This is a genomic window from Fibrobacter sp. UWB2, assembly GCF_002210425.1.
Lineage (GTDB): Bacteria > Fibrobacterota > Fibrobacteria > Fibrobacterales > Fibrobacteraceae > Fibrobacter > Fibrobacter elongatus.
Window position 1 is genome coordinate 397195 of sequence record NZ_MWQK01000004.1, and the last position, 23178, is coordinate 420372.

Annotated in this window: 23 protein-coding genes; 16 read left to right on the top strand and 7 right to left on the bottom strand. The window is 49.1% G+C overall.

The window, feature by feature from the left end; genetic code table 11:
- The first annotated feature begins 20 nt into the window (after nucleotides 1–20).
- Nucleotides 21–284 carry a hypothetical protein gene (locus tag B7982_RS09880; protein WP_014546831.1) on the top strand — a complete coding sequence of 88 codons (264 nt, stop codon included), beginning with the start codon at nucleotides 21–23 and terminating at the stop codon, nucleotides 282–284.
- Between the two features lie 72 nt (nucleotides 285–356).
- Here the strand turns inward: B7982_RS09880 and B7982_RS09885 are convergent, their stop codons facing one another.
- The 3 genes from B7982_RS09885 to B7982_RS09895 form a co-directional block, all read right to left on the bottom strand.
- Nucleotides 357–1844, bottom strand: coding sequence for a PP2C family protein-serine/threonine phosphatase (locus tag B7982_RS09885; protein WP_088660594.1), 1488 nt, complete (start codon nucleotides 1842–1844; stop codon nucleotides 357–359).
- A 116-nt stretch (nucleotides 1845–1960) separates the two neighbouring features.
- Nucleotides 1961–2638, bottom strand: a complete 678-nt coding sequence (locus B7982_RS09890) for a hypothetical protein (RefSeq protein WP_088660595.1) — start codon at nucleotides 2636–2638, stop codon at nucleotides 1961–1963.
- Nucleotide 2639: 1 nt separating this feature from the next.
- Nucleotides 2640–3512, bottom strand: a complete 873-nt coding sequence (locus tag B7982_RS09895; RefSeq protein WP_088660596.1) for a lysophospholipid acyltransferase family protein — start codon at nucleotides 3510–3512, stop codon at nucleotides 2640–2642.
- Nucleotides 3513–3793: 281 nt separating this feature from the next.
- On the opposite strand from B7982_RS09895, the gene B7982_RS09900 reads away from it, so the two are divergent.
- The 14 genes from B7982_RS09900 (at nucleotide 3794) to B7982_RS09965 (ending at nucleotide 17012) form a co-directional block, all read left to right on the top strand.
- Nucleotides 3794–5215 (top strand): ATP-binding protein, encoded by a 1422-nt coding sequence (locus B7982_RS09900; RefSeq protein ID WP_088660597.1) that lies wholly within the window; start codon nucleotides 3794–3796, stop codon nucleotides 5213–5215.
- Between the two features lie 18 nt (nucleotides 5216–5233).
- Nucleotides 5234–5965, top strand: a complete 732-nt coding sequence (locus tag B7982_RS09905) for a hypothetical protein (protein WP_088660598.1) — start codon at nucleotides 5234–5236, stop codon at nucleotides 5963–5965.
- Between the two features lie 25 nt (nucleotides 5966–5990).
- Entirely contained in the window at nucleotides 5991–6347 is a 357-nt protein-coding gene (locus B7982_RS09910) for a histidine triad nucleotide-binding protein (protein WP_072827496.1), read from the top strand.
- Between the two features lie 24 nt (nucleotides 6348–6371).
- Complete coding sequence (gene recO, locus B7982_RS09915; protein WP_088660599.1) at nucleotides 6372–7109, top strand: DNA repair protein RecO; 738 nt, start codon at nucleotides 6372–6374, stop codon at nucleotides 7107–7109.
- Nucleotides 7110–7198: 89 nt separating this feature from the next.
- Nucleotides 7199–7945: a 3-methyl-2-oxobutanoate hydroxymethyltransferase gene (panB, locus tag B7982_RS09920; RefSeq protein WP_088660600.1), complete on the top strand. Its 747-nt coding sequence runs from the start codon at nucleotides 7199–7201 to the stop codon at nucleotides 7943–7945.
- A gap of 245 nt (nucleotides 7946–8190) precedes the next feature.
- The gene (locus B7982_RS09925; protein ID WP_144065952.1) at nucleotides 8191–8379 is read left to right on the top strand and encodes a hypothetical protein; all 189 of its coding nucleotides are present in this window, start codon (nucleotides 8191–8193) and stop codon (nucleotides 8377–8379) included.
- Between the two features lie 92 nt (nucleotides 8380–8471).
- Entirely contained in the window at nucleotides 8472–8828 is a 357-nt protein-coding gene (locus B7982_RS09930) for a hypothetical protein (protein ID WP_088660601.1), read from the top strand.
- Nucleotides 8818–9828 (top strand): phosphatase, encoded by a 1011-nt coding sequence (locus B7982_RS09935; RefSeq protein WP_088660602.1) that lies wholly within the window; start codon nucleotides 8818–8820, stop codon nucleotides 9826–9828. Before B7982_RS09930 ends, B7982_RS09935 begins: the two co-directional genes overlap by 11 nt.
- A gap of 62 nt (nucleotides 9829–9890) precedes the next feature.
- Nucleotides 9891–10622, top strand: coding sequence for a pseudouridine synthase (locus B7982_RS09940; RefSeq protein ID WP_074207883.1), 732 nt, complete (start codon nucleotides 9891–9893; stop codon nucleotides 10620–10622).
- A 7-nt stretch (nucleotides 10623–10629) separates the two neighbouring features.
- Nucleotides 10630–11457 carry a metallophosphoesterase gene (locus tag B7982_RS09945; protein ID WP_088660603.1) on the top strand — a complete coding sequence of 276 codons (828 nt, stop codon included), beginning with the start codon at nucleotides 10630–10632 and terminating at the stop codon, nucleotides 11455–11457.
- Between the two features lie 39 nt (nucleotides 11458–11496).
- The gene (gene nadA / locus B7982_RS09950) at nucleotides 11497–12510 is read left to right on the top strand and encodes a quinolinate synthase NadA (RefSeq protein WP_088630741.1); all 1014 of its coding nucleotides are present in this window, start codon (nucleotides 11497–11499) and stop codon (nucleotides 12508–12510) included.
- A gap of 79 nt (nucleotides 12511–12589) precedes the next feature.
- The gene (locus B7982_RS09955) at nucleotides 12590–13279 is read left to right on the top strand and encodes a hypothetical protein (protein WP_088660604.1); all 690 of its coding nucleotides are present in this window, start codon (nucleotides 12590–12592) and stop codon (nucleotides 13277–13279) included.
- Between the two features lie 25 nt (nucleotides 13280–13304).
- Complete coding sequence (locus tag B7982_RS09960) at nucleotides 13305–14840, top strand: carbon starvation protein A (RefSeq protein ID WP_088660605.1); 1536 nt, start codon at nucleotides 13305–13307, stop codon at nucleotides 14838–14840.
- A 33-nt stretch (nucleotides 14841–14873) separates the two neighbouring features.
- Nucleotides 14874–17012 carry an ATP-dependent RecD-like DNA helicase gene (locus tag B7982_RS09965; protein WP_088660606.1) on the top strand — a complete coding sequence of 713 codons (2139 nt, stop codon included), beginning with the start codon at nucleotides 14874–14876 and terminating at the stop codon, nucleotides 17010–17012.
- An 83-nt stretch (nucleotides 17013–17095) separates the two neighbouring features.
- Here B7982_RS09965 and B7982_RS09970 read toward each other — a convergent pair whose 3' ends face one another.
- From B7982_RS09970 to B7982_RS09980, 3 genes are all read right to left on the bottom strand, one after another.
- Entirely contained in the window at nucleotides 17096–18808 is a 1713-nt protein-coding gene (locus B7982_RS09970; protein ID WP_088660607.1) for a LamG-like jellyroll fold domain-containing protein, read from the bottom strand.
- 7 nt (nucleotides 18809–18815) lie between these two features.
- Nucleotides 18816–19703, bottom strand: a complete 888-nt coding sequence (locus tag B7982_RS09975) for a TIGR02147 family protein (RefSeq protein WP_088660608.1) — start codon at nucleotides 19701–19703, stop codon at nucleotides 18816–18818.
- Nucleotides 19704–19976: 273 nt separating this feature from the next.
- Nucleotides 19977–21017, bottom strand: a complete 1041-nt coding sequence (locus tag B7982_RS09980; RefSeq protein WP_233138485.1) for a GDSL-type esterase/lipase family protein — start codon at nucleotides 21015–21017, stop codon at nucleotides 19977–19979.
- 247 nt (nucleotides 21018–21264) lie between these two features.
- Here B7982_RS09980 and B7982_RS09985 point away from each other — a divergent pair, with 247 nt between their 5' ends.
- Complete coding sequence (locus tag B7982_RS09985; protein ID WP_088630748.1) at nucleotides 21265–22542, top strand: ATP-binding protein; 1278 nt, start codon at nucleotides 21265–21267, stop codon at nucleotides 22540–22542.
- 74 nt (nucleotides 22543–22616) lie between these two features.
- Here B7982_RS09985 and nrdG read toward each other — a convergent pair whose 3' ends face one another.
- A complete protein-coding gene (gene nrdG, locus B7982_RS09990) occupies nucleotides 22617–23177 on the bottom strand; it encodes an anaerobic ribonucleoside-triphosphate reductase activating protein (protein WP_014546808.1) in 561 nt (186 codons plus the stop codon).
- Nucleotide 23178 lies beyond the last annotated feature (1 nt).

The window sequence follows — 23178 nt, forward strand, 5'->3', positions numbered from 1 at the left end:
CTTTTATAGAGGATTCTTATATGACTAGAAACATGCCTGAGATTATCAAAAAGGCACACGCCGCTTCCTTCCAGAACAGAGGGCTCGTAAAAAGATCCCAGATGTGCGGCTGCTTCTTTTGCTGCAAAACATTCCCCGCATCAGAAGTAGAAGACTTCTGCATCGACAGGGAAGACCTGACAGCGTTATGCCCATACTGCGCTATTGACTCTGTCATCCCTGACGCTTCCGGATGGCCTGTAGACGCAGCATTCATGAAAAAGATGAAGCGCTACTGGTTTTAGTAACCAGCAGCGCCTCACCCAGCCTAAAATAGGTAACCTATTTTAGGCAATTTTTAAATATTTTCCCCGTCCTTATCCTTTGTACTTTATCACAAGCATGGTGAGGTCGTCGCTCTGTTCCGCGCCATTCACAAACTCGGACACCGCATGTGACATCGTATCCAGCAGTTGCTGCGGTTCCGCAAATGCGGAGAGTTCACTATTGCCTCCAGTTTTTCCACCCCCACAAATCGTTTTTTCAACGCGCTTCAATCCAAACAGCTTTCCATTTGCGTTCATCGCTTCGGTGAGGCCATCCGTATAGAGCAAGATCATATCGCCCGCAGCGATGACCGATTCCTGGATATTGTATTTTTTTTCTTCTATGACCCCGATAGGGATATTTGCGGTAACATCGAGATATCGCATATTACGTCCAGTAATGATAATGGGCTTTTCATGGCCGGCATTGCAGTAGCTCAGGCGCCCCGTTGCAAGGTCTAGCACACCAACAAAAAGCGTTGCAAACATTCCCGTCGTATTTCCACGACTGGCCATCGTGTTCATTCCCATCACAATGTGAGATGGATCATCGACTTTAGTTGCAATCGTGCGGAACACGGCCTGCGTCATCGACATGACAAGTGCCGCCGGGATTCCCTTGCCGCAGACGTCACCGATATTGAAGAACAGCTTTCCATCACGCACAAAATAATCATAAAAATCGCCACCCACCTGTTTTGCCGGGACCTGACTACCAACGATATTCAGGAATTCGCTTTCGGGCAGCGGTGGCGGAAGCATCGCCGTCTGGATCGCATTTGCAATGCCAAGTTCCCTGTTAATCAGGTCTTTTTCGGCACTGACTTTGCTTAACTTACGGACGCTGATGATGCTGCGGTACATGATAAAGCCAAGCACAAAGAGGCCGACAAGCTGAAGAATGATGACAGGGATAAGCGAGCGCTGTTGGTTATCGTACAGCTGCACAGCCATCGAAGAGAGTTCTCGCATCGGGACGTCGGCGCCAATAACGGCAACGACACGTCCTTGAGGATCGTGGACTGGCCGCGAGAATGTAGACATCAGCGCCACGTAATAGCGGCTCATGTACGGTTCGCTCCAGGAACCTGTGCCATGCAAGCCCTCGCGGTACCAAGTGCGTTCCGTATAGTCAAATCCTATCACGGTGTCTTTTATTTCGTTGGTTGCATCGTCCCTAAACGTAAAATACCCATCGCGAAGGCCATCACTCCCCACACGATAGGCAAAATCGACGCCGACAATTTCAGGATGGTTCGCAACCACTCGTTGCAACGCCATGTGCAACGAATCTTGCTGTTGTGTATCGACAAGGCGCTCCACTTCCGGCAGCACAGCCGCAATGGCAGATTCTGCAATTTCCTTGACTTCAATGATTCGGTTTGCAGAGGTAAGATCGTGCTTGGCCATTTCCTTAATTTGTGCGGTAATGGCACGGCGTGTAGAAATGTACTGCACTGCGGTCGTCAGTTCAAGCAACAATGCAGCAACTACGAGGACCGTAACGCTCCGTATTTTTGTATGGCGGGATGTGTTCATAATACTGCGCCCCTCAACATGCAATTCTTGTAGTTTTATAATATATGTTATTTAGGGGAAAAATCGCAATTTAGGTTTCTATTTTTGTTCAAAATCACAATCTTTACAATAAAAAACTAGTCCAAAAGCCCTTTATTTTGGCGTTGGAACACAAAATAATAAATCAGGCTCCAGGCACCCCACAAAACGCAAAGCGCCATGCCGACATAGCCAACGGTATAAACGGTCGAGGCAATTGAGTCACATTTCAAAAGCAGGCCAGTTTCCGAGAGGATAAAGTTCCAGTCGTGGAACCCGTAAGGGGCTTCGGCACCGGTGCCACCGCTAATGAGCATGAGTTTCATCGGGAGAGCATCTTCGATGTAAGGCGCCACGTCAATCAGGTTTTCGAACGCCCACCAAAGCGCAATCGAAGCGCCGAACAGGTCACGGGGTTTAATCCAAAGTGCTAAGCAAAATACGAGCGGCATAATCGTCTGGAAAAGCGAGCCACCAAGCGACGTAATCACTTCGCTCCCGAAGATTCTAAAAACGATGTGCCCCGTTTCGTGAACCGGCAGGTTCAGGTTGTGCAGGAATTGCGCAATCCAGGATTCATACCCGCCAGCGAACGCCTGTAGCGTAAAGAATGCCATCGCCACAAGCAACACGATGCGGACCGTGAAAAAGTTATTATGCCCGAGCGGTCGCGGCAGCAAAAAGAACTGCACCCAAGCAGGCCATTCATCTGGCTCGTTCAACCAATCCAGTATTCGGGCAAGTAATGGTTTCTTTTCGTGTGGGACAAAAGCCATGTTACCCTCCATAGATTTCTGGCGACTGGCTGTAGAATCGACGGTGCGTGAAGCTGTACCAGAGATTCGGATTTTCGCAGATGCGCTCTTCGAGCCACTTGTTAAATTTTTCGGCGACTTTGGACTGCACGCCTCCCACCTCGACAGCGTGGAGCACGCGAACTTTTTTTGAAGACGAGTGTTCTAGAGATTCATCTTTCGGAGATGCGCCGCGTTCCTCCATCCAGCAAATAAACACAGGTGTTTGCGGACGATGCCTGAGCAAAAAGTCCGGCAGCGGATTCACATTTACGGGTTGCCCCAAGAGCGTTCCCGAAAGTGCGCTCGGAATGCGGGAATCCTGATCGGAAAGCAAGCAGAAAAGATTGCCTTCGTTCAAGATGCGTATAAAGTCGCGAGGTGTCCGGGCATCCACGGAATAACTCAGGCCATTGACCGCACGGATTTTGCGTTCAAGAATGTTATTAAGCCACTTGGGCTTCACGGGTATATAACTTGCGACAAGTGGGATTTCAAGGCGGCAAAGCCACGGCCCCATCGCTTCGTAATTGCCGTAATGCGCGGTCAAGAAGATTCCGCCGCTCCGCATTTTTTCGAGCACCGGAATAGCCGCCTCGTCAAGTGCAAAGTCCCAGCCATCCACACAGCACGGGTATGCGGTAAAATCATGCGGCAACTTCTTGAAAGTCCCGAAACGAAACAAGAGTTCGCTCGCATGACGCGTCAAGTTAAGCAAAAGTTCATCGTAGTTGACGGGTGAAGCCACATGCTTTGCATTAGCTAATACGGTTTTATGCTTCCAGCCCGTAAGCCGAAGCACCACGTAAGCACCGCACGCAAAAACCGCCGCCAATATTTTACCAAAGAAAATCATTACGGATTAAAGATACGAAAAATATTTTTGTTTCGGCGATAGAACGGGATACGGAATCGTTCACATCAAGCGAGGAAAAGCGTCCGCCATAGCTACGGACATTCAAATTTCAGCCGAACCATTACGAAATCTCACTTTTTTAAACACATTTCGTAGCACTTCAAAATCTGAACCTTTACGAAATCTCATATTTTTTATCACTTTTCGTAATATTTCAGAAAACGAACTATTGCGAAATCTCTATTTTTTTAGTAGATTTCGTAATACTACTAGAGGTTCTTATGGAAAAGCTCATTGTCGGAAGGTTAAAGGAAAAGGCTCTTTTTGAAGAATGCGCGCAATCAGGAAAGCCCGAATTCATTACAGTCTATGGCCGACGTCGCATCGGAAAAACATTCTTGATTCGCGAATACTTCAACGACAAGTTCGACTTTTATTGCACCGGGTCGTATGGAGCAAGCAAAGAAGAACAGCTGAGCCGATTCTGCCAAAAGATTGCGGAATATTCCAAGAGTTTCGTTCCGGCCGTAAGTTCTTGGGACGAGGCATTCACCTTACTACAAAACTATTTAGGAAGCATCAAAGGGCGCCCCATAACAGTCTTTATAGACGAACTCCCTTGGCTGGACACCCCTCGTTCAAAATTCTTGAACGCATTCGAATATTTCTGGAACAGCTGGGGTTCCCGACAAGACAATCTCAAACTAATCGTATGTGGATCCGCAACTTCGTGGATGACAAACAAACTCCTCGGCAACAAGGGAGGTCTCCACAACCGCGTTACAAGGAGAATCCACCTCTCAGCATTTACTCTTAAAGAAACCGAAGACTTTATAAAGTCCAGAGGAATGCCTTATTCAAGGCAACAAGTTTTTGAGACATACATGTGCCTTGGCGGCACGCCGTTCTACTTGGATATGCTGAAAAAAGGTCTCAGTACAACGCAAAATATAGACGAACTATTTTTCGCACCCAACGCTCCCCTTGCCGAAGAATACGGATTCCTATTCAAGTCCTTGTTTAACGATTCAACGATGTATAAGCGAATCGTTGAATTGCTCGCAAAAAAGACTATTGGGATGACTCGTTCTGAAATTGTAGCCGCACTAAAAATTTCTGATAGCGGTGTGCTAACGGAAGTTTTAGAAAACCTTGAAAATTGCGACTTTATCCGTAGCTATGCAGCCTTCGGAAAAAAAGCAAAAGACATCATGTACCAACTCGTAGATCTCTATTCACTATTTTATCTACGCTATGCCAAAAATTACCGTGGTGGAGACAAAAACAGATGGAGCAACATGATTGATTCACCAAGTCGCAGAGCATGGAGCGGCTACGCCTTTGAGCAAGTCTGTTTAAATCACATCGACCAAATCAAGCAAAAACTTGGCATTTCAGGAATCCAAAGCGATGTATGTTCTTGGCGTTACAAAGGCGACAAAGATTCGCAAGGAGCACAAATCGACCTGCTAATCGACCGTCGCGACCAAGTCATCAATCTCTGCGAAATGAAATATTCTAGCAAGCCTTACGAAATCACCTCTACGTATATGGAATATTTAAAACAACGCCGCGAGACATTCCGCGAAGTCACAAAGACCCGCAAGTCGCTTTACTTGACACTTGTAACGCCATGCGGCCTCGCGAAGAACGCTGCATGGAACGAAATTCAAAACGAGTTGACGTTAGACGATTTATTCTAGTTTGTCCACCAAGGTATTATGATTTACAAAGAAACCAAATCAGTCAACGACAAACCGCAAGAAGTTCCTGACGATAAAATTCAGGAGAACGTCCTGCGTGGCGAGAAACTGATTGCCAGGTCAAAGAAATCGATTCAAACAATTATCTTGGCAGATTTGTTCATTTTCGTGATTGGGATAGCAACACTCAGCTTAGGTTCCAATTTTTTTGACAATCTATTTCTTATTATATATCCAATCCTATCCCTATTCATATTCTTCATGTTGTTTTCAACAGCCTCAATTTATTGCAAATGGCTTTACCATATTTTAAGAAACCTTCGCAAATGGACAGAAACACGATTTTTTCCAAAGGATGCCGCTATCGGATCGCTATTTCCCTGCATCGGCCAGTTCATGACGTTTTTCATTTTCAAGGACATCCTCACACAACAAAAAAAGATTCTTGAGGAACATGGTATCTATTCCGCACCCATACCAACGTTCCTTCTTTTGACCCCGCTCATACCTGCCACCTTTCTTTTCCTGTTCTTTTTACTAACACTCGGGATGATAAAGAGTATCCAATTTTGGACTTTTTTAGTCTTCACCAGTTTTTTCTTCCCTATTATAAGGTACGTCTTTATCTTCAAAGTACTCTTCGACATATTCGCAATCATCACCCTGCTCATCTACATGAAGTTGGTTCAACAGCCCATATCAAATGAAAAGGCGATTGCCCAATTGAACATCGACAACACAAACCCCTAAAACTTTTACTACTATTATACATACTATGAGTGAAAATTGTCTTTTCTGCAAAATCATCAAGGGTGAAATCCCTTCCAAGAAAATCTACGAAGACGACGATGTGTTCGCCTTCTATGACATCGCCCCGCAAGCTCCGGTACACTTTTTGGTCGTGCCGAAGCGCCACATTGCAACCATCATGGACATGAAGCCGGAAGATTGCGAACTCGTGGGTAAGATGCTTTACCGCGCACAGCTCATCGCGAAAGACCTCGGCCTCGAAGAAGGCGGCGCACGCTTTGTGTTCAACTGCAAGGCTGACGCCGGTCAGACGGTGTTCCACATCCACCTGCACGTCGTTGGCGGACAGGAAATGGGCTGGCCTCCGTTCCCAGCGAAGTAATCACGGCATAAAAGCCGCGAACTTATGATCAAAACTCGCGCTATAGTTCTGCACCGCTTTCCGTACAGCGATTCTAGCTTTATCGTCAAGGCGCTTACGGAAGAAAGCGGGATTGTCTCGTTTATCGTGAAGGGCGGAAAGAAAAAGGAATCTCCGTTCCGGGGAGCCCTTGATCCGCTCGCGTTAAGCGAAGTCGTTTTTCGCCAAAATCCGAATACCGATTTGCAGTTCATCAAGGAAGCTACGCTTTTGGACTGGCGTAAGAACTTGCGCAACGATTTACTCAGCACAGCGAAAGCGCAGGTCATGACCGAAATGATTCTGCGTTACGCGCCGCAAGGCGTCCCCCTGCAAGAAGAATTTGAGCGGTTGGAACAAGCCATCAGCGAATTTGATGAGGTTATCACCGACAAGTCGCGCATTTTTGCGCAGTGGCTCCTGGACACTTGCGATATGTGGGGCTACAATCTAGACCTCACCACTTGCAGCCGCTGCGGTCGCACACTCGAAAAGCCTGCCGCAGACTTTTTCCCCGAAACAGGCGGATTCGTATGCCAAACATGCCTCGGTGTCGAGCACCCGCGTGCACGATTAGAAACGCTCAATGGGCTTTGGGCGCTTCAAACAGGCGGCAAAATCGAGCGTCCTGAATTCGCCGAGAACGCGCTCCTCACCTACTTGCGCCATCACATCGGATTTTTAAAAGAAATCCACTCCATAAAATTCTTGAACGAAACACGAAAGCTGTTTGATTATCATTAAGTTCATTCACTGGATTCCGCCGGAATAGCCATAACTTTACACTATTTGTATATTTGCCCTAGTTGAAAAGTTTAAGTGAAGAGGTCATCATGTTAACACCAGAAGATATCAAAGCAAAAAAATCCAAGCACGAAATGATTTCCATGATCACCGCCTACGACTTCGCTTTCGCAAACATTGCAGAAGCCGCCGGAATTGACCAGATTCTCGTAGGCGATAGCCTTGCAAACACAATGCTCGGTTACAAGAGCACGCGTGAAATCGGCATGACCGAAATGCTCATCTTCGCAGCCGCCGTTTGCCGCGGCGCCCCGAACACGCACGTCATTGGCGACATGCCCTACATGAGCGACAAGGATCCGCAAACCGCTTACGACAACGCCCGCCGCTTTTTGGACGTGGGCTGTTCCAGCATCAAGCTCGAAGGCACTCCCGAAGGCGTCATCGAATTTTTGCGCAGCAAGGACATTCCCGTTTGCGCCCACCTCGGACTTTTACCGCAGACTGCAGAAAACTTCAAGCAGAAAGGCAAAACCGAAGAAGAAGCTCGCGCCATTGAAGAGGCAGCAAAGTTCGTCGACGGTCTCGGATGCTTCGAAATGGTTCTCGAACACATTCCCGAAGAACTTGGTGCAAAAATCACGAAAGAAGTCTCCGCACCGACAATTGGCATTGGCGGAGGCAAGTTCACAGACGGTCATGTTCTCGTGATGCACGATGCTCTCGGCATGCATCCGAACAAAATTCCGCCGTTCGCCACAAAGTTCGTAGATATGTATTCCGTTGGTGTTCAAGGAGTTAAGAAATACATCGAAAGTGTCAAGGCTAGAGCTTAATTAAAAATATTTAGTTCTAAATTTAAGATAAACTAAAATCATTTTTATTTAGCAAATTGATCTCGCAAGAGGTCGATTTTATTTTACTCAAAATTGTTAACGATAACATTTTTCTATCAAGTGAACGCTATAACAAAATTTTTTCAAAAAAAATCACTTTTTTTTAAATTATGTGTTGATTATTTGTGAAAAAGAAGTTATTTTTCAGGTATCAACAAATAAATAACAAAAAAGGAAGAAAAAAAATGGCTACAAAAACTGTTGCAAAGAAACCCGCCGCTGCTAAGAAGCCCGCTGCTGCTAAGAAGCCGGCCGCTGCCAAGAAGCCTGCTGCCGCTAAGAAGCCGGCCGCTGCTAAGAAGCCCGCTGCCGCTAAGAAGCCGGCCGCTGCCAAGAAGCCGACTGCTGCTAAGAAGCCGGCCGCCAAGAAGTAATCTTCTTTTTGATCCAACGATTTTGACCCGCAGACCTCTGCGGGTCTTTTTTTATATTGGCGGTCCGCCCTCCGTTTACTATTTTTGTTAGCATGATTTCAGAAAATGATTTGACCAATTCGCAGAACATTCCCTTTGAAGAACGCATCGCCCGCATCGAAAAGATGATTGAAGCCGAAGCAGAACCGAAAGCATTCGAACTCGGACTTTTGCTCGCTCTCAAGATGGGCCAGGAAATCCGCGAAAAGAAACCGCTCGGCAGCACGACAGGCGACATCGTCGCCGCATGGAGTTCCAAGTACCCGGAATCCGTCGTTGAAGAAGCAATCGCTCACGCCAAGCAGTTCCTCACAAATCCAGGCGCCCTCGCCGAAAAGATGAAGAACATCATGCTGAAAAAGATGAATCAGCAAGAAGAAAAAAAGGACGAGGCCGAAAGTGGAAAATAAACTCCAGGCAACCATTGACATCGGGAGTCACAGCTGCATTTTGCTAATCGCAGCGTTCGAAGTCGCACCTGCCGAATCAAGTGAAGCGCCTGTAGCACCGCGCAAGATTCTCGTGCCGAAACTCCAGAAGGTCGAAGTCTGCCGCCTCGGCGAAGACATTTACGAACACGGGAAAATCACGCCCGAACGCATCCAGGAACTCGTCAACATCATGACCAAGTTCCGCATGGACTTGCACGCCCTCGGCGCAGACCTCAAGGCAGTCGCGATGACCGAAGCCATGCGCAAGGCCACAAACCCGGACGAAGTGATTGAAGCTGTCGAAAAAGCAGTATGGGTCAAGCCGCGCGTCATCACCGGAGAAGAAGAAGGCAAGCTCACCTACCGCTCCGTCAAGGAATGGCACGGCGAAGGAAACGTCACAATTGACATCGGTGGCGGTTCCACAGAACTCAGCAACGGCGAAACGACATTCTCGATTCCCGTTGGCGCGCTCAAGATGTTCAAGGCGATGGGCCCAATTCCCGGTCCGGAATACAAGAAGTTTATCAAGGAAACATTCAAGGACTTGTCCTTCAAGGGCATGACGAAAAAGCCTGTCTACCTTATCGGTGGTACAGGCACCGCACTTGCGATGGTCTTCTTGAACAGCCAAACGTTTGACTACAAGGCGATTGAAGGTCTCGAAATGAGCCTTGCCGACCTTGAAGCGGTCACCACGCGCATCACGAATCTTTCGAAAGAACTCCGCGCGATGCTCCCAGGACTTGGAAACGGCCGCCACGAAGTTATCATTTGCGGTTTGTTCTGGTTGCGTTCGCTCCTCGAAAAGCTTCGCGTAGAAACGTTCAAGATCAGTACGGCAGGACTCCGCTTCGGACTCCTCTACCCGCCAGAAAAAGAACCGGAACCCAAGCCAAAGAAGCGCCCGGCATTCCTAAAAAAGACGGATGCCACATCCGAGACGGCGATCCCCGAACAGGTCGGGGATGACAAATAAAGGAGATGCTTGATGGATCCTATCGCCTCTACGAGGCTCCAGGATGACAGAGCAAAAAGATTATGCGTATAAACAAGTACATTTCTCTCAGTGGTTTTGCTAGCCGCCGTGCCGCAGACGAACTCGTCGCCGACGGTCGCGTACAGGTAAACGGAGAAACAATCTCTGACCTCGGCCATCAAGTGGACGAAACCAAGGACCAGGTGACGGTTGACGGAAAGTTGCTGAAGCTCCCGACAAACAAGAAAACAAAAGTCATCATGCTCCACAAGCCGGCTGGTTGTGTTTGCACCAAGGACGACCCGCAGGGCCGCCGCACGGTTTACGATTACTTGCCACCGGGATACCATAATTTCAAGTACGTTGGACGACTTGACTTGCAAAGCCGCGGTCTCTTGCTTTTCACCGACGACGGCGAATTGCTTTACCGCCTCACGCACCCGAGTTTTGAAGTGCCGCGCAGCTACTACGTGTGGACCACTCGCCCGCTCAGCGAATCTGCCGCCCAGCGCTTGGTCGATGGCGTGGACATCCGCGACCCGGAAGATCCGGACGCCCAGGAAGAAATTGCATTCGCCACAGACGTCTACCTCGAAAACGGATTTGCAGAACTTGTGCTTATCGAAGGCAAAAACCGTGAAATCCGCCGCATGATGCGTGCCATCGGTTACGAAATCCGCGACCTCAAGCGCGTAAGCTACTGCCAAATTCAGCTCGGCGACTTGCCCGCAGGCGAATTCCGCGAACTCACGCCCAACGAATTGAACAAATTGCGACAGGCCGTGCACTTGTAGGCGATCCATGAAACGTACTTTATATATCGGTGATGTTCATGGTTGCGCAGACGAACTCTCTGCGATTATCGACCAATTCGGCTTTGTGCGCGGTAGCGATACCATTTACCAGACCGGCGATATCATCAACAAAGGTCCCGACATGATGCGTGCCATGCGCATTGTCGAGGAACTCGGCATTCTAACCGTCCGCGGAAACCACGAAGAACATCTCATCCGCATGATGGAAACGCCCAAGAGCAACTGGACCGAAAAGCAGAAGAAGCGCTTCAAGGCGCTTTCGCTTGACGAATGGGTTTACATCCGCGATACCGTGAAGAACTGGCCGCTCTGGCGCGACACGCCGCACGCCCTCCTCGTGCACGCAGGCCTAGAACCGGGCAAGACGCGTCTCGAAGACATGAGCCCCGAAGTGCTCCTTTCCATCCGCTACTGGAATGACAAACCCTGGTTTGAACAGGTCAAGTGGAACAAGCTCGTCATCTTTGGACATTGGGCCAAGATGGGCTTCGTGAACATTCCTGGATTTATCGGTCTCGATTCCGGTTGCGTCTACGGCAAGGCACTCACCGCCTGGTGCCCCGAAGAAGACAAGTTCTACAGCGTCCCCGCCCTCCGCGAATACACACCCGTCAAGGACAAGGCAAAAGAATCCGAAGCCGCCCCCTGCAAAGTGCTCGGCGACAACTCCCCCGATTCCGTGCCACCCAAGACGTTCGACGAAATTAAGGAACGGATTGCAAGTGGCGACATCGCCCGCAAGGAAGAGACTCCCGAAGAATCGAACATCCGCAAGGCAAGCCCCTCCATCAGCGCTGAATGGGCCGGGTATTAATTTACTATCTTTTAACTAGGCAATAATCTAGGTAACACAATGACAGCAGAAGAACTTTACAATCGTCTCAAGTCCGTCAAGCCGGGCGCAGCCCTTTGCACCTACACCATGGAAAAAGTGGAAAAGATGCTCCCGCTCATCAACGAAATCAACGAGCTCAAGAAAGAACAGGATACCGTTATCCTCGCCCACAGCTACTGCGCTCCTGAAATTCTTTTGGGCGTTGCCGACTTCACTGGCGATAGCTTTAAGCTCAGCAAGGACGCCACCACCGTCCAGCAAAAGACCATTCTCTTCTCTGCCGTGCGTTTCATGGGCGAAACCGCCAAGATTTTGAACCCGCAAAAGGATGTGATTATCCCGGGCCCGCTCACGGGTTGCAGCCTCGCCGATTCCATTACCGGCAAGGATGTCGAAGAACTCCGCAAGCAGAATCCGGACTACACGTTTGTCTGCTACATCAACACGACTGCCGACGTGAAGGCCGCCTGCGATGTCTGCGTGACTAGCGGTAACGTGATGCACATCGTCGAAACGATTCCGTCCGACAAGATTTTCTTTGTTCCGGATGCTCTCATGGGCCAGAACATCATCGACGAAATGAAGCGTCGCGGTGTCAAGAAGGACATCAAGCTCTATAACGGCTGCTGCTACGTTCACGAAAACTACGACCCGGATTTAATCCAGTTCTTCCGTAGCCAAAACCCGAATCTCAAGGTGATTAGCCACCCGGAATGCAACCCGTCTGTCGCCATGCTTAGTGACTACGTCGGAAGCACAGGCCAGATGGTGAGCTACATCAACCAGCAGCCCAAAGACAGCTGCATTTTGCTCCTCACGGAATGCGGCCTCAATGCCCGTATGCACTACGAACATCCGGACATGAACTTTATCGGTAGCTGCTGCATGTGCAAATACATGAAGTCGAACTCACTCGAAAACATTCTGGAAGCACTCCGCCACCCCGAAAAGGCAGAACACATCTCGCTCGACGAAGGCGTGCGCGTGAAGGCCAAGAAGTGCATCGACGCCATGTTCAAATATGCCGAATAAACCCTGCAAAACATAACTATTTGCAACAGGTTGCCCTTAAAATTCTATTTTTAAGGGCACTAATTATTTTGGAGGAAAAATGAGAAAAATTTTGTTGGCAATCGCTTTGGTATGTTCGGCTGTTTTTGCGCAACCCGACGACAGCGATTTCAGCTACTGGCCGCGTTCTTATTTTGCAAGCATTGGCTTTAACGTCATTGCTAACCGTGGTGATTTGTTCAAGCGTGATATGAAAATCATCGACAAGGACGGCGATGAAGAAACGGTCAACCTTCCAATATCGAAGATTTTTATTGCCCCGGACTACAATCTAGGTGTCAACATCCGCGAATTCACATTTGGGCTTTCGTTCCAATACTGGTCTTATGAGGGAAAAATTGCAAACCTCCCCGAAGATTTAAACGAGCAGGACGTCCGTTATTACAGATTCGGATTCGAAGCAAGCTACAACTTTTTCTATCCTGACTTTTTCCAGGTGGGTGTCGGTCTCGGATATTCATTTTCTAGCTTAAAGGCCGAAAACAACGTGACAAGCATCAAGGGATTTTTTGATTCCGAATTGATGGGTTCCGGTGTAGGCATCATCTCGTACATGCGCTATTATATAACAGACTTTTTCTGCCTGTCCCCTTCCTTGCGCATTTATGAGAACTGGTACAAGGCGGTCCACACTAAAAATAGCGGAACTGTAGAATTTGACGATGTCGATATCAGCTACTTCTGGCAAACTTATATAGCCATATCGATCAACGCAATGGTTCAGTTTTAATTAAAAACTAAAGAAGGCACAAAAAATGATAACATTCCTAATCGGTGTTGCAATCCTCATCCTTGGATATTTCACCTACGGCAAGTTCGTCGAACGCGTGTTCGGACCAGACGACCGCAAGACTCCGGCACTCGCAAACCCGGATGGCGTTGACCGAGTCCCGATGCCGCACTGGAAAAACGTTCTCATTCAGCTTTTGAACATTGCAGGCATTGGCCCTGTGATCGGCGTGATTCTTGGCATCAAGTTTGGCGCCATCGTGTTCATCTTGCTCCCGCTCGGAAACGTGCTCGGCGGTGCTGTGCACGACTACTTCAGCGGCATGATCAGCATGCGCAACAACGGTTACAACGTTCCGGCACTCTCCCGTAAGTTCTTGGGCAAGGGTCCGGCAAAGCTTGTGATGACACTTATCTCGGTCGCGCTCATTCTCGTTGGCGCCGTGTTCACCAACACTCCGGCAGCACTCGTGAATACGCCGATTCTCGCAGGCAGCCACGTTTCGCCGACTCTTTTCTGGATTGCCGTCGCCGTCATTTTTGCCTACTACTTCATCAGCACCTTCTTCCCGATTGACAAGATTATCGGCCGCATCTACCCGGTTTTTGGCGCCCTCCTGATTCTCGCCTCCCTCGCTATTTTCGTGGGCATCGTCCCGAACTTGAACGTCCTCGATGAATTCTGCTTTGCAGACATCATGAGCAACTTCCATAAGCATCCGGCTGGCCAGCCGATCATCCCGATGCTCTTCGTGACGATTGCTTGCGGCATCATCAGCGGTTTTCACAGCACACAAAGCCCGCTCGTTGCCCGTACGGAAGTGACCGAAAAGACCGGTCGCCAGACGTTCTACGGCATGATGATTATTGAAGGTTTGATTGGTATGATTTGGGCCGCAGGTGGCATGTTCATTTATCACCAGATGCCGGAACTTTTGACAGGCGCTTCGGGCGTGAAGGTTTTGAGCGTTCTCGTTTCGACCGTGATTCCTTGGGCTCCGATTTCGATCCTCGTGGTCGTGGGCGTAATTATCCTTGCTATTACAAGTGGCGACACAAGCCTCCGCAGCCTCCGCCTTACGATTGCTGAACTTACGGGCCTTGAACAGACCTCCGTGCGTAACCGTTTGATTCTCACGATTCCGATGTTCGCTCTCTGCGCTGTGATTATCTTCTGGAGCAACTTGAACCCCGAAGGTTTCAATATCTTGTGGAACTACTTCAGCTGGAGCAACCAGCTCATGGCCGTTTGCAGCCTCTGCGTGGCAACCGTTTATCTCCGCAGTAAAAAGAAGAACTTCTGGATTGCGCTTATCCCGTGCATGTTCATGACGTTCATTACGGCTGATTACATCCTCTGGGTGAGCCCGGAAAACCTCAAGGGCGCTCCGCTCGGCTTTGGTCTCGACTACAAGACCGCTCTTGTGATCGCACTCCATGACGCTGCTATTCTCGGATTCTTCCTCTGCGTTCGTGGCAAGGAGCTTACCAAGATGCCTGATTTCGATGCCGATGTTTGGAGACCGGAACTGGACGAAGGTAAAATTCCGAAGGCTCAGTAATCAAGCGCCGCAAATACAAACGCCGCAAAATTCGTGCAAGTTAAAGGTTCAATCAAAAGCATCACGTTCCATAGCCAGCAAAATGGCTTTACCGTGATGCGCCTGAACGATATCGAAAGCAAGAAGGTCGTTGTCGTCACAGGGACATTCCCTGCTTTGCAGGCCGGCGAAACGATTGTAGTAGAGGGCGACTGGGGTTCGCATCCGAAATACGGGAAGCAGTTCCAGGCGACTTCTTTTGAATACCTCGCTACAGACGATAACGACATCCTTGAATACTTGGCGAGTGGACAATTTCCGGGCGTGGGGCAAAAGATTGCCGAACGCATTGTGGAAGCTTTTGGCGATGCAACCGCTGACATTCTCGACAACAATCCGGACAAGTTCCGCGAAGTAAAAATCAAAGGCTTCCCCGCCCGCAAGGTGGAAGCTTTTTTGGCACGTTGGCAAGAAGCGCGTCACAGCCGCGAAACGATGCTGTTTTTGTACAAGCACGAAATTGTCGGCAGCGTGGCAAAGCGCCTTTGGAACAAGTTCGGACAAGCGACGATTGAACGCATTACGCAAAACCCGTACATGCTCTGCGAAGAAGTCTGGGGCATCGGATTTTTGAAGGCCGACGAAATCGCGCAGAAAGTCGGATTCCCGAAAGACAGCCCCAAGCGCTTCCAGGCGGCATTGCTTTACACATTGCAAGAAGCGTCTGTGAGCGATGGACATGTGTTTTTGCCGAAGAACGTGCTCCTGGAACGCACATTCCGCAACTTGCGTTTGATGCAGGACGACGAAGGCGCCATCAACACGCTCCTCGACGAATTCGAAAAGGCAAGCGATTCTGGGCGCATCACGCGCGAAGGCGACGACTGCTATTTTCCGCCGCTTTACAATGCCGAGCAGCGCATCGCAGACAACATCAAGCTCCGTTTGCGCTACAACGAACTGCCAATAGACAACTTTGAAAACAACCTTGCGCAGTGGGAACGCGAACACAAGTTCAGCTTTGACCCGATCCAAAAACGCGCAATCCAAATGGCGCTCTCGCGAAAGATTTCCATCATCACCGGTGGCCCCGGCACAGGTAAGACAACAATCCTCAAGGGGATTCTGTACCTCGCCCGCCAAATGGAAGAGTGCGTAAGCCTCACGGCCCCGACAGGGCGCGCAGCCAAGCGCATGGGCGAATGCTGTGGCGAAAAAGCCCGCACAATCCATCGTTTGCTCGAAGTAGACCCGATTTCGGGCAAGTTCCATCGCGATGGCGACAACAAGCTTCAATGCAATTTGCTCATTGTCGATGAATTCAGTATGGTCGATACGTGGCTTGCCGCCTCGCTCCTCGAAGCAACGCCACTCAATGCGCGTATCGTTCTCGTGGGCGATGCCGACCAGCTCCCCAGCGTGGGAGCTGGCAATGTGCTGAACGACTTGTTGCGTTGCCCCAAGATTCCGAGCACCCGCCTTCAGCACATTTTCCGCCAGGCCGGCGGAAACGACATCGCCGACAAAGCATCGAAAATCAATCAGGGCATTAGCCCCTCGCCCATCGAAGGCACGAATTTCCACTTTTTGCCCTACGAGTCGGCCGATGAAGCTAAAGACATCATCGCCCGCCTCATCACTCGCGGCATTAAGGAAAAAATCGACGTCGATACGCAAGAAATGCAGCTCCTCACGCCGATGCGCAAAGGACCGCTCGGCATTTACGAGCTAAATAACTTTTTGCAAGACCTCCTGAACCCCGACAAGGAACGCATCAAAATCGCGAGCGGCAACTGGAGTACTGGCGACCGCGTGATGCAAATCCGCAACAACTACGACAAGAACGTGTTCAACGGAGACGTCGGCATCATCTACAAAATCGGGAAAGACACGAAAAAAATCACGGTCTTTTACGATGACAAGACTGTCGATTACGAGCCCGATGAAGCCGATGAACTTATCCTTGCGTACGCCTGCACTATCCACAAGAGCCAGGGTAGCGAATACCCCGCCGTCATCGTCGTACTAGATTCGAGCCACAGCATTATGCTGCAAAGGAACCTCATCTACACCGCCATCACGCGTGCGAAAGGCCATGTGTGGATTTTGTCTGCACCAGGAGCATTCTACCAAGCCGTGCGCAACAACCGCAGCACAAGACGCTACACACGCCTCACCGAGAAGTTGGGTTAGTTTCAAAATGCGCGGGCATTTCAGCACGAGCATTCGACGATTCTCATCACTATTGACTAATAACTAATGACTAACGACCAAATCTATTTCGGCCAGTAGCCAGTTGGCTTTTGGTTCAAGTAAATGAGTCTCGCCCATTCAGAACCTTTCGCCTTATTCATAAAGTAAAGTTCATCAAGCGAACCCTTGAAAACACGGTCCACCTTTCCGCTGGACTGCTTGCGGGCGCCAATGACAAACGGACCATCAGACGTTCGCTTATCATCCGTATTGTTGCGGCTAATCAAAACATCTTCAAGTTTGCCATTCCTGAAAATCGCCGTTGAATCGCCCGACTTGACGACCGTAAAATGCACCCACTGCTTGTAATCGGTTTCCGGCGCAATCGCGATGCTCGCCTCATACCAATGACCCAAATCCGATTCATCGAGTTCCTTGTACATCCAGCTCGAACGGTCGCTATCACCAGCCTGATACTTGAAGTGGTATTCCGCTTCGGACTTGCTCCAGATGAATCGAGATGTCGAAGTATCTTCAACATTCACCCAGAACGATGATGTAAAGCTAGAGGTATCCTTTAACGCAAAGCCCGAATAGTCTGCGGATTCCAGAACTTCAATAACAGAAGATTTACCGTTAAATACAAATGCTCCACCAATAATTCCATCGCCAGTAGAAACATCAGTGACGCGTCCCTTGAACGGATTATCGCCAGAAGTCAAGACTGATGAATCCGGGAATTCACGTTCATCAAAGTTCCATGCAGCGACAAAGCCATCCGTATAAGAGAACGGATCTGCGGCACCCGGCACCTCCGCAACCCCAGCATTCCACGCGAAAACGAGCTTCTGCGTTTCGCGTTGCGGGTAAAGCGTCGACAAGCGAACCCACAACCCCATCGGGAGAGAATCCTTGTCATAAACGACCTTGAATGTTGTCCAGTCCGAAGCAGGCTCCAAATAAACTTTAAGTGCAGAAATATTCTTGACAAGCGATTCACGGTCATCTGCATTCAAGTCACTCAAACGGACATACAGCGGGAATCCTTCGATGGTATCGTGCAAGTCAATACCCGTCGCCGCCGTGTTGAGCGGGATTTCCAAAGTGCGAACCGACTCATCATAAAAAAGCGTCGGAACAGCCTCCGGCCCACCAACATAAACAGCCTTGATGCTATTAGAGCCCTCCGAAGTACTCACTTGTACCGAATCATAGTACGATGCCGGCACATTGGTAAAAATCGCATACGCCCCAACGTCATCCTCAGCAATTTTTGCAGTCGCCTTGTACGTTGAGCCTACGATAGAAACACTCGCCAGCGAGTCCTTGGATTCAGGCAAATAGACCTTAATATTGCGGCTTTGATTCATTTTCAAATCAACAGATTGCACAGAATCTGTCGCAATTTTCAGACCCGACTCACGAAGTGCAAAAGACTTTCCATCCGGCACTTCATAAAACGCTTCCAAGTTGTAAACACCCTCAGGCAAGCTATCAAATGCAAAATGCCCCATCGAATCCGCAGTCGTTGTGTAGTACGACGTGCTATCTTCTTTTGCAGGATCGAAATCCGCCGGGACGCAGTAAACTCGGGCGTAAGACGCAACTTTCGCGGAAACTTGCGAACCGTCCATAAACGCAAGCGTGCCCATCAATTCCGGGGAACCAACTTCGGAACTGTTCCCGCCCGCCACCTTATTGTCGGAGCAAGATACGAGGAAAACCATTGCAAGCAACGCCTGCAACGCGAACAATGCAGAAACCGCCGATTTAGCCAATCGAGTATTTCGTTTCATTGCATCCTCACTTGGACAACGGGAAAATCTGGATATTCATCTGGAAAACGCGGCCACCGTCCTCGTCCTCATTAGCAATCATAGAAATTTTTTTGCGGAACTCATTGATGCACTTGACAATTTTCTTGTAAGAACCCTCCGAAATGCCAAGAGTCACACTGCTGAGGTTGCGTTCGCTGCCGGGAATCGTCGAGATGGACTCCTTCGCCAAATCAATAAATTCCTTGTGGTAATTGATAAACGCCTGCTGGATGACCTTGTCGCCTGTGCTAATCGCCGGATTGTTCAAAATCCAGTTGCCCTTGGCGTCCTTCTTGATCAGCCCGACTCGTTCCAGCAAATCCACCGCCTGCCGCGCCTGCTCTCCAGAAATCGGCGGCATCAAGCGCGCCCCGAGAGCATCGTAATCGCCATCAAAACCAATCATCCCGATAATCGAGCGGATTGCGGAATAGTACCAGTGCGAATAAACTTCATACTGGTATGCGCGAGTCAAAAGCATCTGCTGCGTGAAACGGTAAGTCGCCGTGATTTCTTCCATGCGCTTCTTGTAATTTTCACGCTCGTCGTCGTTGGACGCCTGGCAGAACAGCACCATCGCCTCGAAATACGCAGCCTCGCTTTCATCGAATTGCAATCCACCGACAATTTTTGCAATGCTCGCCGGAGTGAGGCTCTTTTCGCCCTTCATCACGCGCGAAATAAAATCCTTGGACGAAAATCCAAGCTTGTCCGAAAAACTCCGCAGCGAATAACGGCGGTTCAAGGCTTGCGCACACTCAAAATAGTGCCGCAAATAAGCGCGGTAATCATCAAATTCAAAAACCGACATGCGCTTCGGAGGGATTGAACCGAGACGCTCTTCAGGCTGCAATTTTTCTGCACTGGATTTCATACTCTAAAAATATATTGTAAAGCCGATATTCGGTAAAAATGCCCCAAAAACAGCATCAAAATCGTTGTCTACCGAGGACGCTTTGTTCCCGAGGCACCTGTTTTCCCTCGACTTTTAGGGCACACGCATCTATCTTTATAAAAAAAGGAATTTTGCTCTAGCATCGGATTGAGCTATAAAAGCCCCACACCAAAACAAGCTCTAGCGATGCTACGGGAACAGGTCCATCTCTCAAACACGCAGGGAACGACTCCGGTCGTTCCCTTTTCAGTTTTAGCGTTTGATATAGATTTTCTGGTGCGATGGTCCGCGAGCTTTCAGAGCGCGGCCTTGAGCGTCAAAACGTCGCGCCGATTTAGCCATGTTCGCGACTCCCGCTGAATTATCGTGAGCGACACGAGCCCCCGGCTTCAAGGCGGTCGTCTTTTCGACTTTCAACGGAGCAGTCACAATTCGCGAAAGCGTATTCTCATCCACTTTCACAGAAACCTTGTACTCGCCCACTTCCGAAACCTCAAGCGTTTCACGAGTTTCGCCATCAAGCAGTTTTCCGTCCTTGTACCACTGATAACCAAAGCCCTTCGGAGCCTTGAGCAACGAGCCTTCCTGCGTTACCTGCAATGTATCCATCTGCAAATGGGCATACACAATTTCTGCCAAATGCTTTGCGCCCTCGACAGACGGATGCACCATATCTTCCAAATACCAACTCGGATGTTCAAGGGCGCTAAAACGAGAATGCAAGTCAATCACGTTCACGCCCTTTTCGAGCCCAGCACGCAAAATCGCAGGGTTCACGCGATTCACGACCGCCGTATCAAGAATATTCCATTCTACGTTGTTCACATAAGGTGCCAAGCAAATAAAAATATGCGGTTTCGACTTCACCTGGAACGTGTCAATCAACGCCTCAAAATCCGCCGTAATCGCAGAGTCCACCGCAGCATCCTGCGCCGGAGTATTCCAAGTCGTGTACGATTTCGAATCGTTCGTTCCCAGCTCGATGATAACCGTATCTGCAGCGAATTCTATCGCCGGCGCAAAGCGGTAACCCTTCCAATACGAAGCCTGATCGTCCTTGCGGACCGTAAGTCCGCTCACGCCAAAATTCTCGACCGTATCGCTCGGCACATCGCCGCGCAGCATCCCCTGCAAATGATGCGGGTAGCTCGTTTGGTCAGGCCAAGACTCAATCCCGTAACCATACGTGATACTATTGCCAACGCAAGCGACCTTACCCGCCGCAAACGCCGATGCCACCATAGCTGACGACACAGCTGCCGCAGCCAAAACTATCTTCCCAAACATATTCATAACCATGAGGTAAATATAATCAAGAAAATGTTCGGCATTCATCCCCTTCCGAAAAACTCCAATGCTCCGTTGGAGTTTTTCCTTAACAATTAACCCCTATTCCGATCAAATTTCGTATTTCTACAAAATCAGACCGAATAAAAATCCAAAATCATACCGATTAAAAACATTAAATCGAACCGAATGAAAATAGCAAATTACACCGAATATATTGACAAAATCATACCGATTATATATTTTAAGGGGTATGAAATCGTCAAATTACAAGCCAAGAATCGTCGATAACCAAATAGAAAACGCCCTTTCAACCTTCGGAGCCGTATGCATCGAAGGTCCCAAATGGTGCGGCAAAACCTGGACTTCCGATTATCACGCCAACAGCAAAATCGAACTAGGCGACCCAAGTGGCAATTTCCAGAACCGACAACTTGCGGAGCTCGACCCAAAACTGATTTTAAGCGGAGATACACCTCGACTCATCGATGAATGGCAGGAAGTTCCGTCAGTATGGGACGCCGTTCGTTACGAAGTTGATCATCGTGCGCTCAAGGGTCAATTTATCCTGACAGGTTCATCTACACCGTCGCGTAAAGGAGTTCTGCACAGCGGAGCCGGACGAATCGCCAAAATTCGCATGCGGCCAATGTCGCTATACGAATCAGGAGCCTCTAGCGGAAAGGTTTCGTTACTGGACATTTGCAACGGCAAAATCGAACCAGTCATGACGGGAGACGTCCAATTAAACGACTTGATAGAACTCGTGGTTCGCGGTGGATGGCCAGGCAATCTTGGACTTTCTACGGAACAATCCATGGCCATTCCTAAAGCCTATCTTGAAGCCATTATCGACGACGATATGGATCGTCTTGACGGAATCAAACGAAACAAAAGCAAGATGACGTTGTTACTCAGATCTCTTGCCAGAAACGAATCAACCACAGCAACAAACAAAATATTGAAGAACGACATCAAAGAAATCGATGATGACGACATCGACTCGGATACAATAGCAAGCTACCTTGATGTTTTAAAAAGACTCTTTCTTGTCGAGAACCAGCCTCCATTCTGCACAAAAATACGCTCCAAGCTTAGAGTCAAGCAAGCCGAAAAACGACACCTCGCCGACCCTTCACTTGCAGTAGCACTATTGGGAGCGACACCTAGCAAACTTTTAAATGATCTGAACACTCTAGGCTTTCTTTTCGAATCACTTTGCGAACGCGACTTGGATATCTACGCAAAATCCTTCGGAGGAAAACTATACCATTACCAAGACTACGCAAACAAGGAAATAGACTCCGTTATTGAGATGCCCGATGGTAGCTGGAACGCTTTTGAAATAAAGCTCGGAGCAAATCAGATTGATGAAGCAGCACGCAACTTATTAGATATACAGAACGATATTTCCAATGATCCAGCAGGAATTCCCCCATCCAATCTCTGCGTCATTTGCGGAATGAGCAACGCCGCCTACAAGCGTCCTGACGGAGTATTCGTAGTGCCGATTACAGCGTTGAAGAATTAAGCCTAAAAATAGCAATGCCGGCACTATGGCCGGCATGACATTTTCAAAGTAATATGGCTTCAACCACTTAACCCTTATGTATTGTATTCCCTGTCGGGGTGTTCCGCCATCTCGTCCAGTTGAATCTGGTGGATGACCACATGACCTTCGACAAGGCTTTTTTGCACATCGATAATGCGCTGGTTCCAAGAACCTCTGAACTTGATATCCAGGGACTTTTTCGCCATGACAAACGGACCGTCGATGAGAATGTCCGCGAACGTGAGCAGTTCAAAGAGCTCCGGCTTTTCGGGCGTAAGCTTCATCAGCTGTTCGTACGTGTATCCCGTGAAAATCACGAGATTGAGACCGCGTTCCTTGATTTCGCGGGCAAGCGGAATAAGAGCCGCCGCCTGGTCCATCGGATCGCCTCCGCTAAACGTCACACCATCGAGCAGCGGATTTTCCTTGATCATCGTGATGATCGCTTCGCGCTCGATAAAGTGTCCGCCCTCAAAATCATGAGTCTGCGGATTCTGGCAACCCGGGCAGTTGTGGTGACAGCCCTGGGTAAACACAGTCAGGCGGATTCCGGGACCGTCCACGAATGATTCGGGCTCAATCCCTGCAATCCGCAGTGGAGGATATTCATCCATC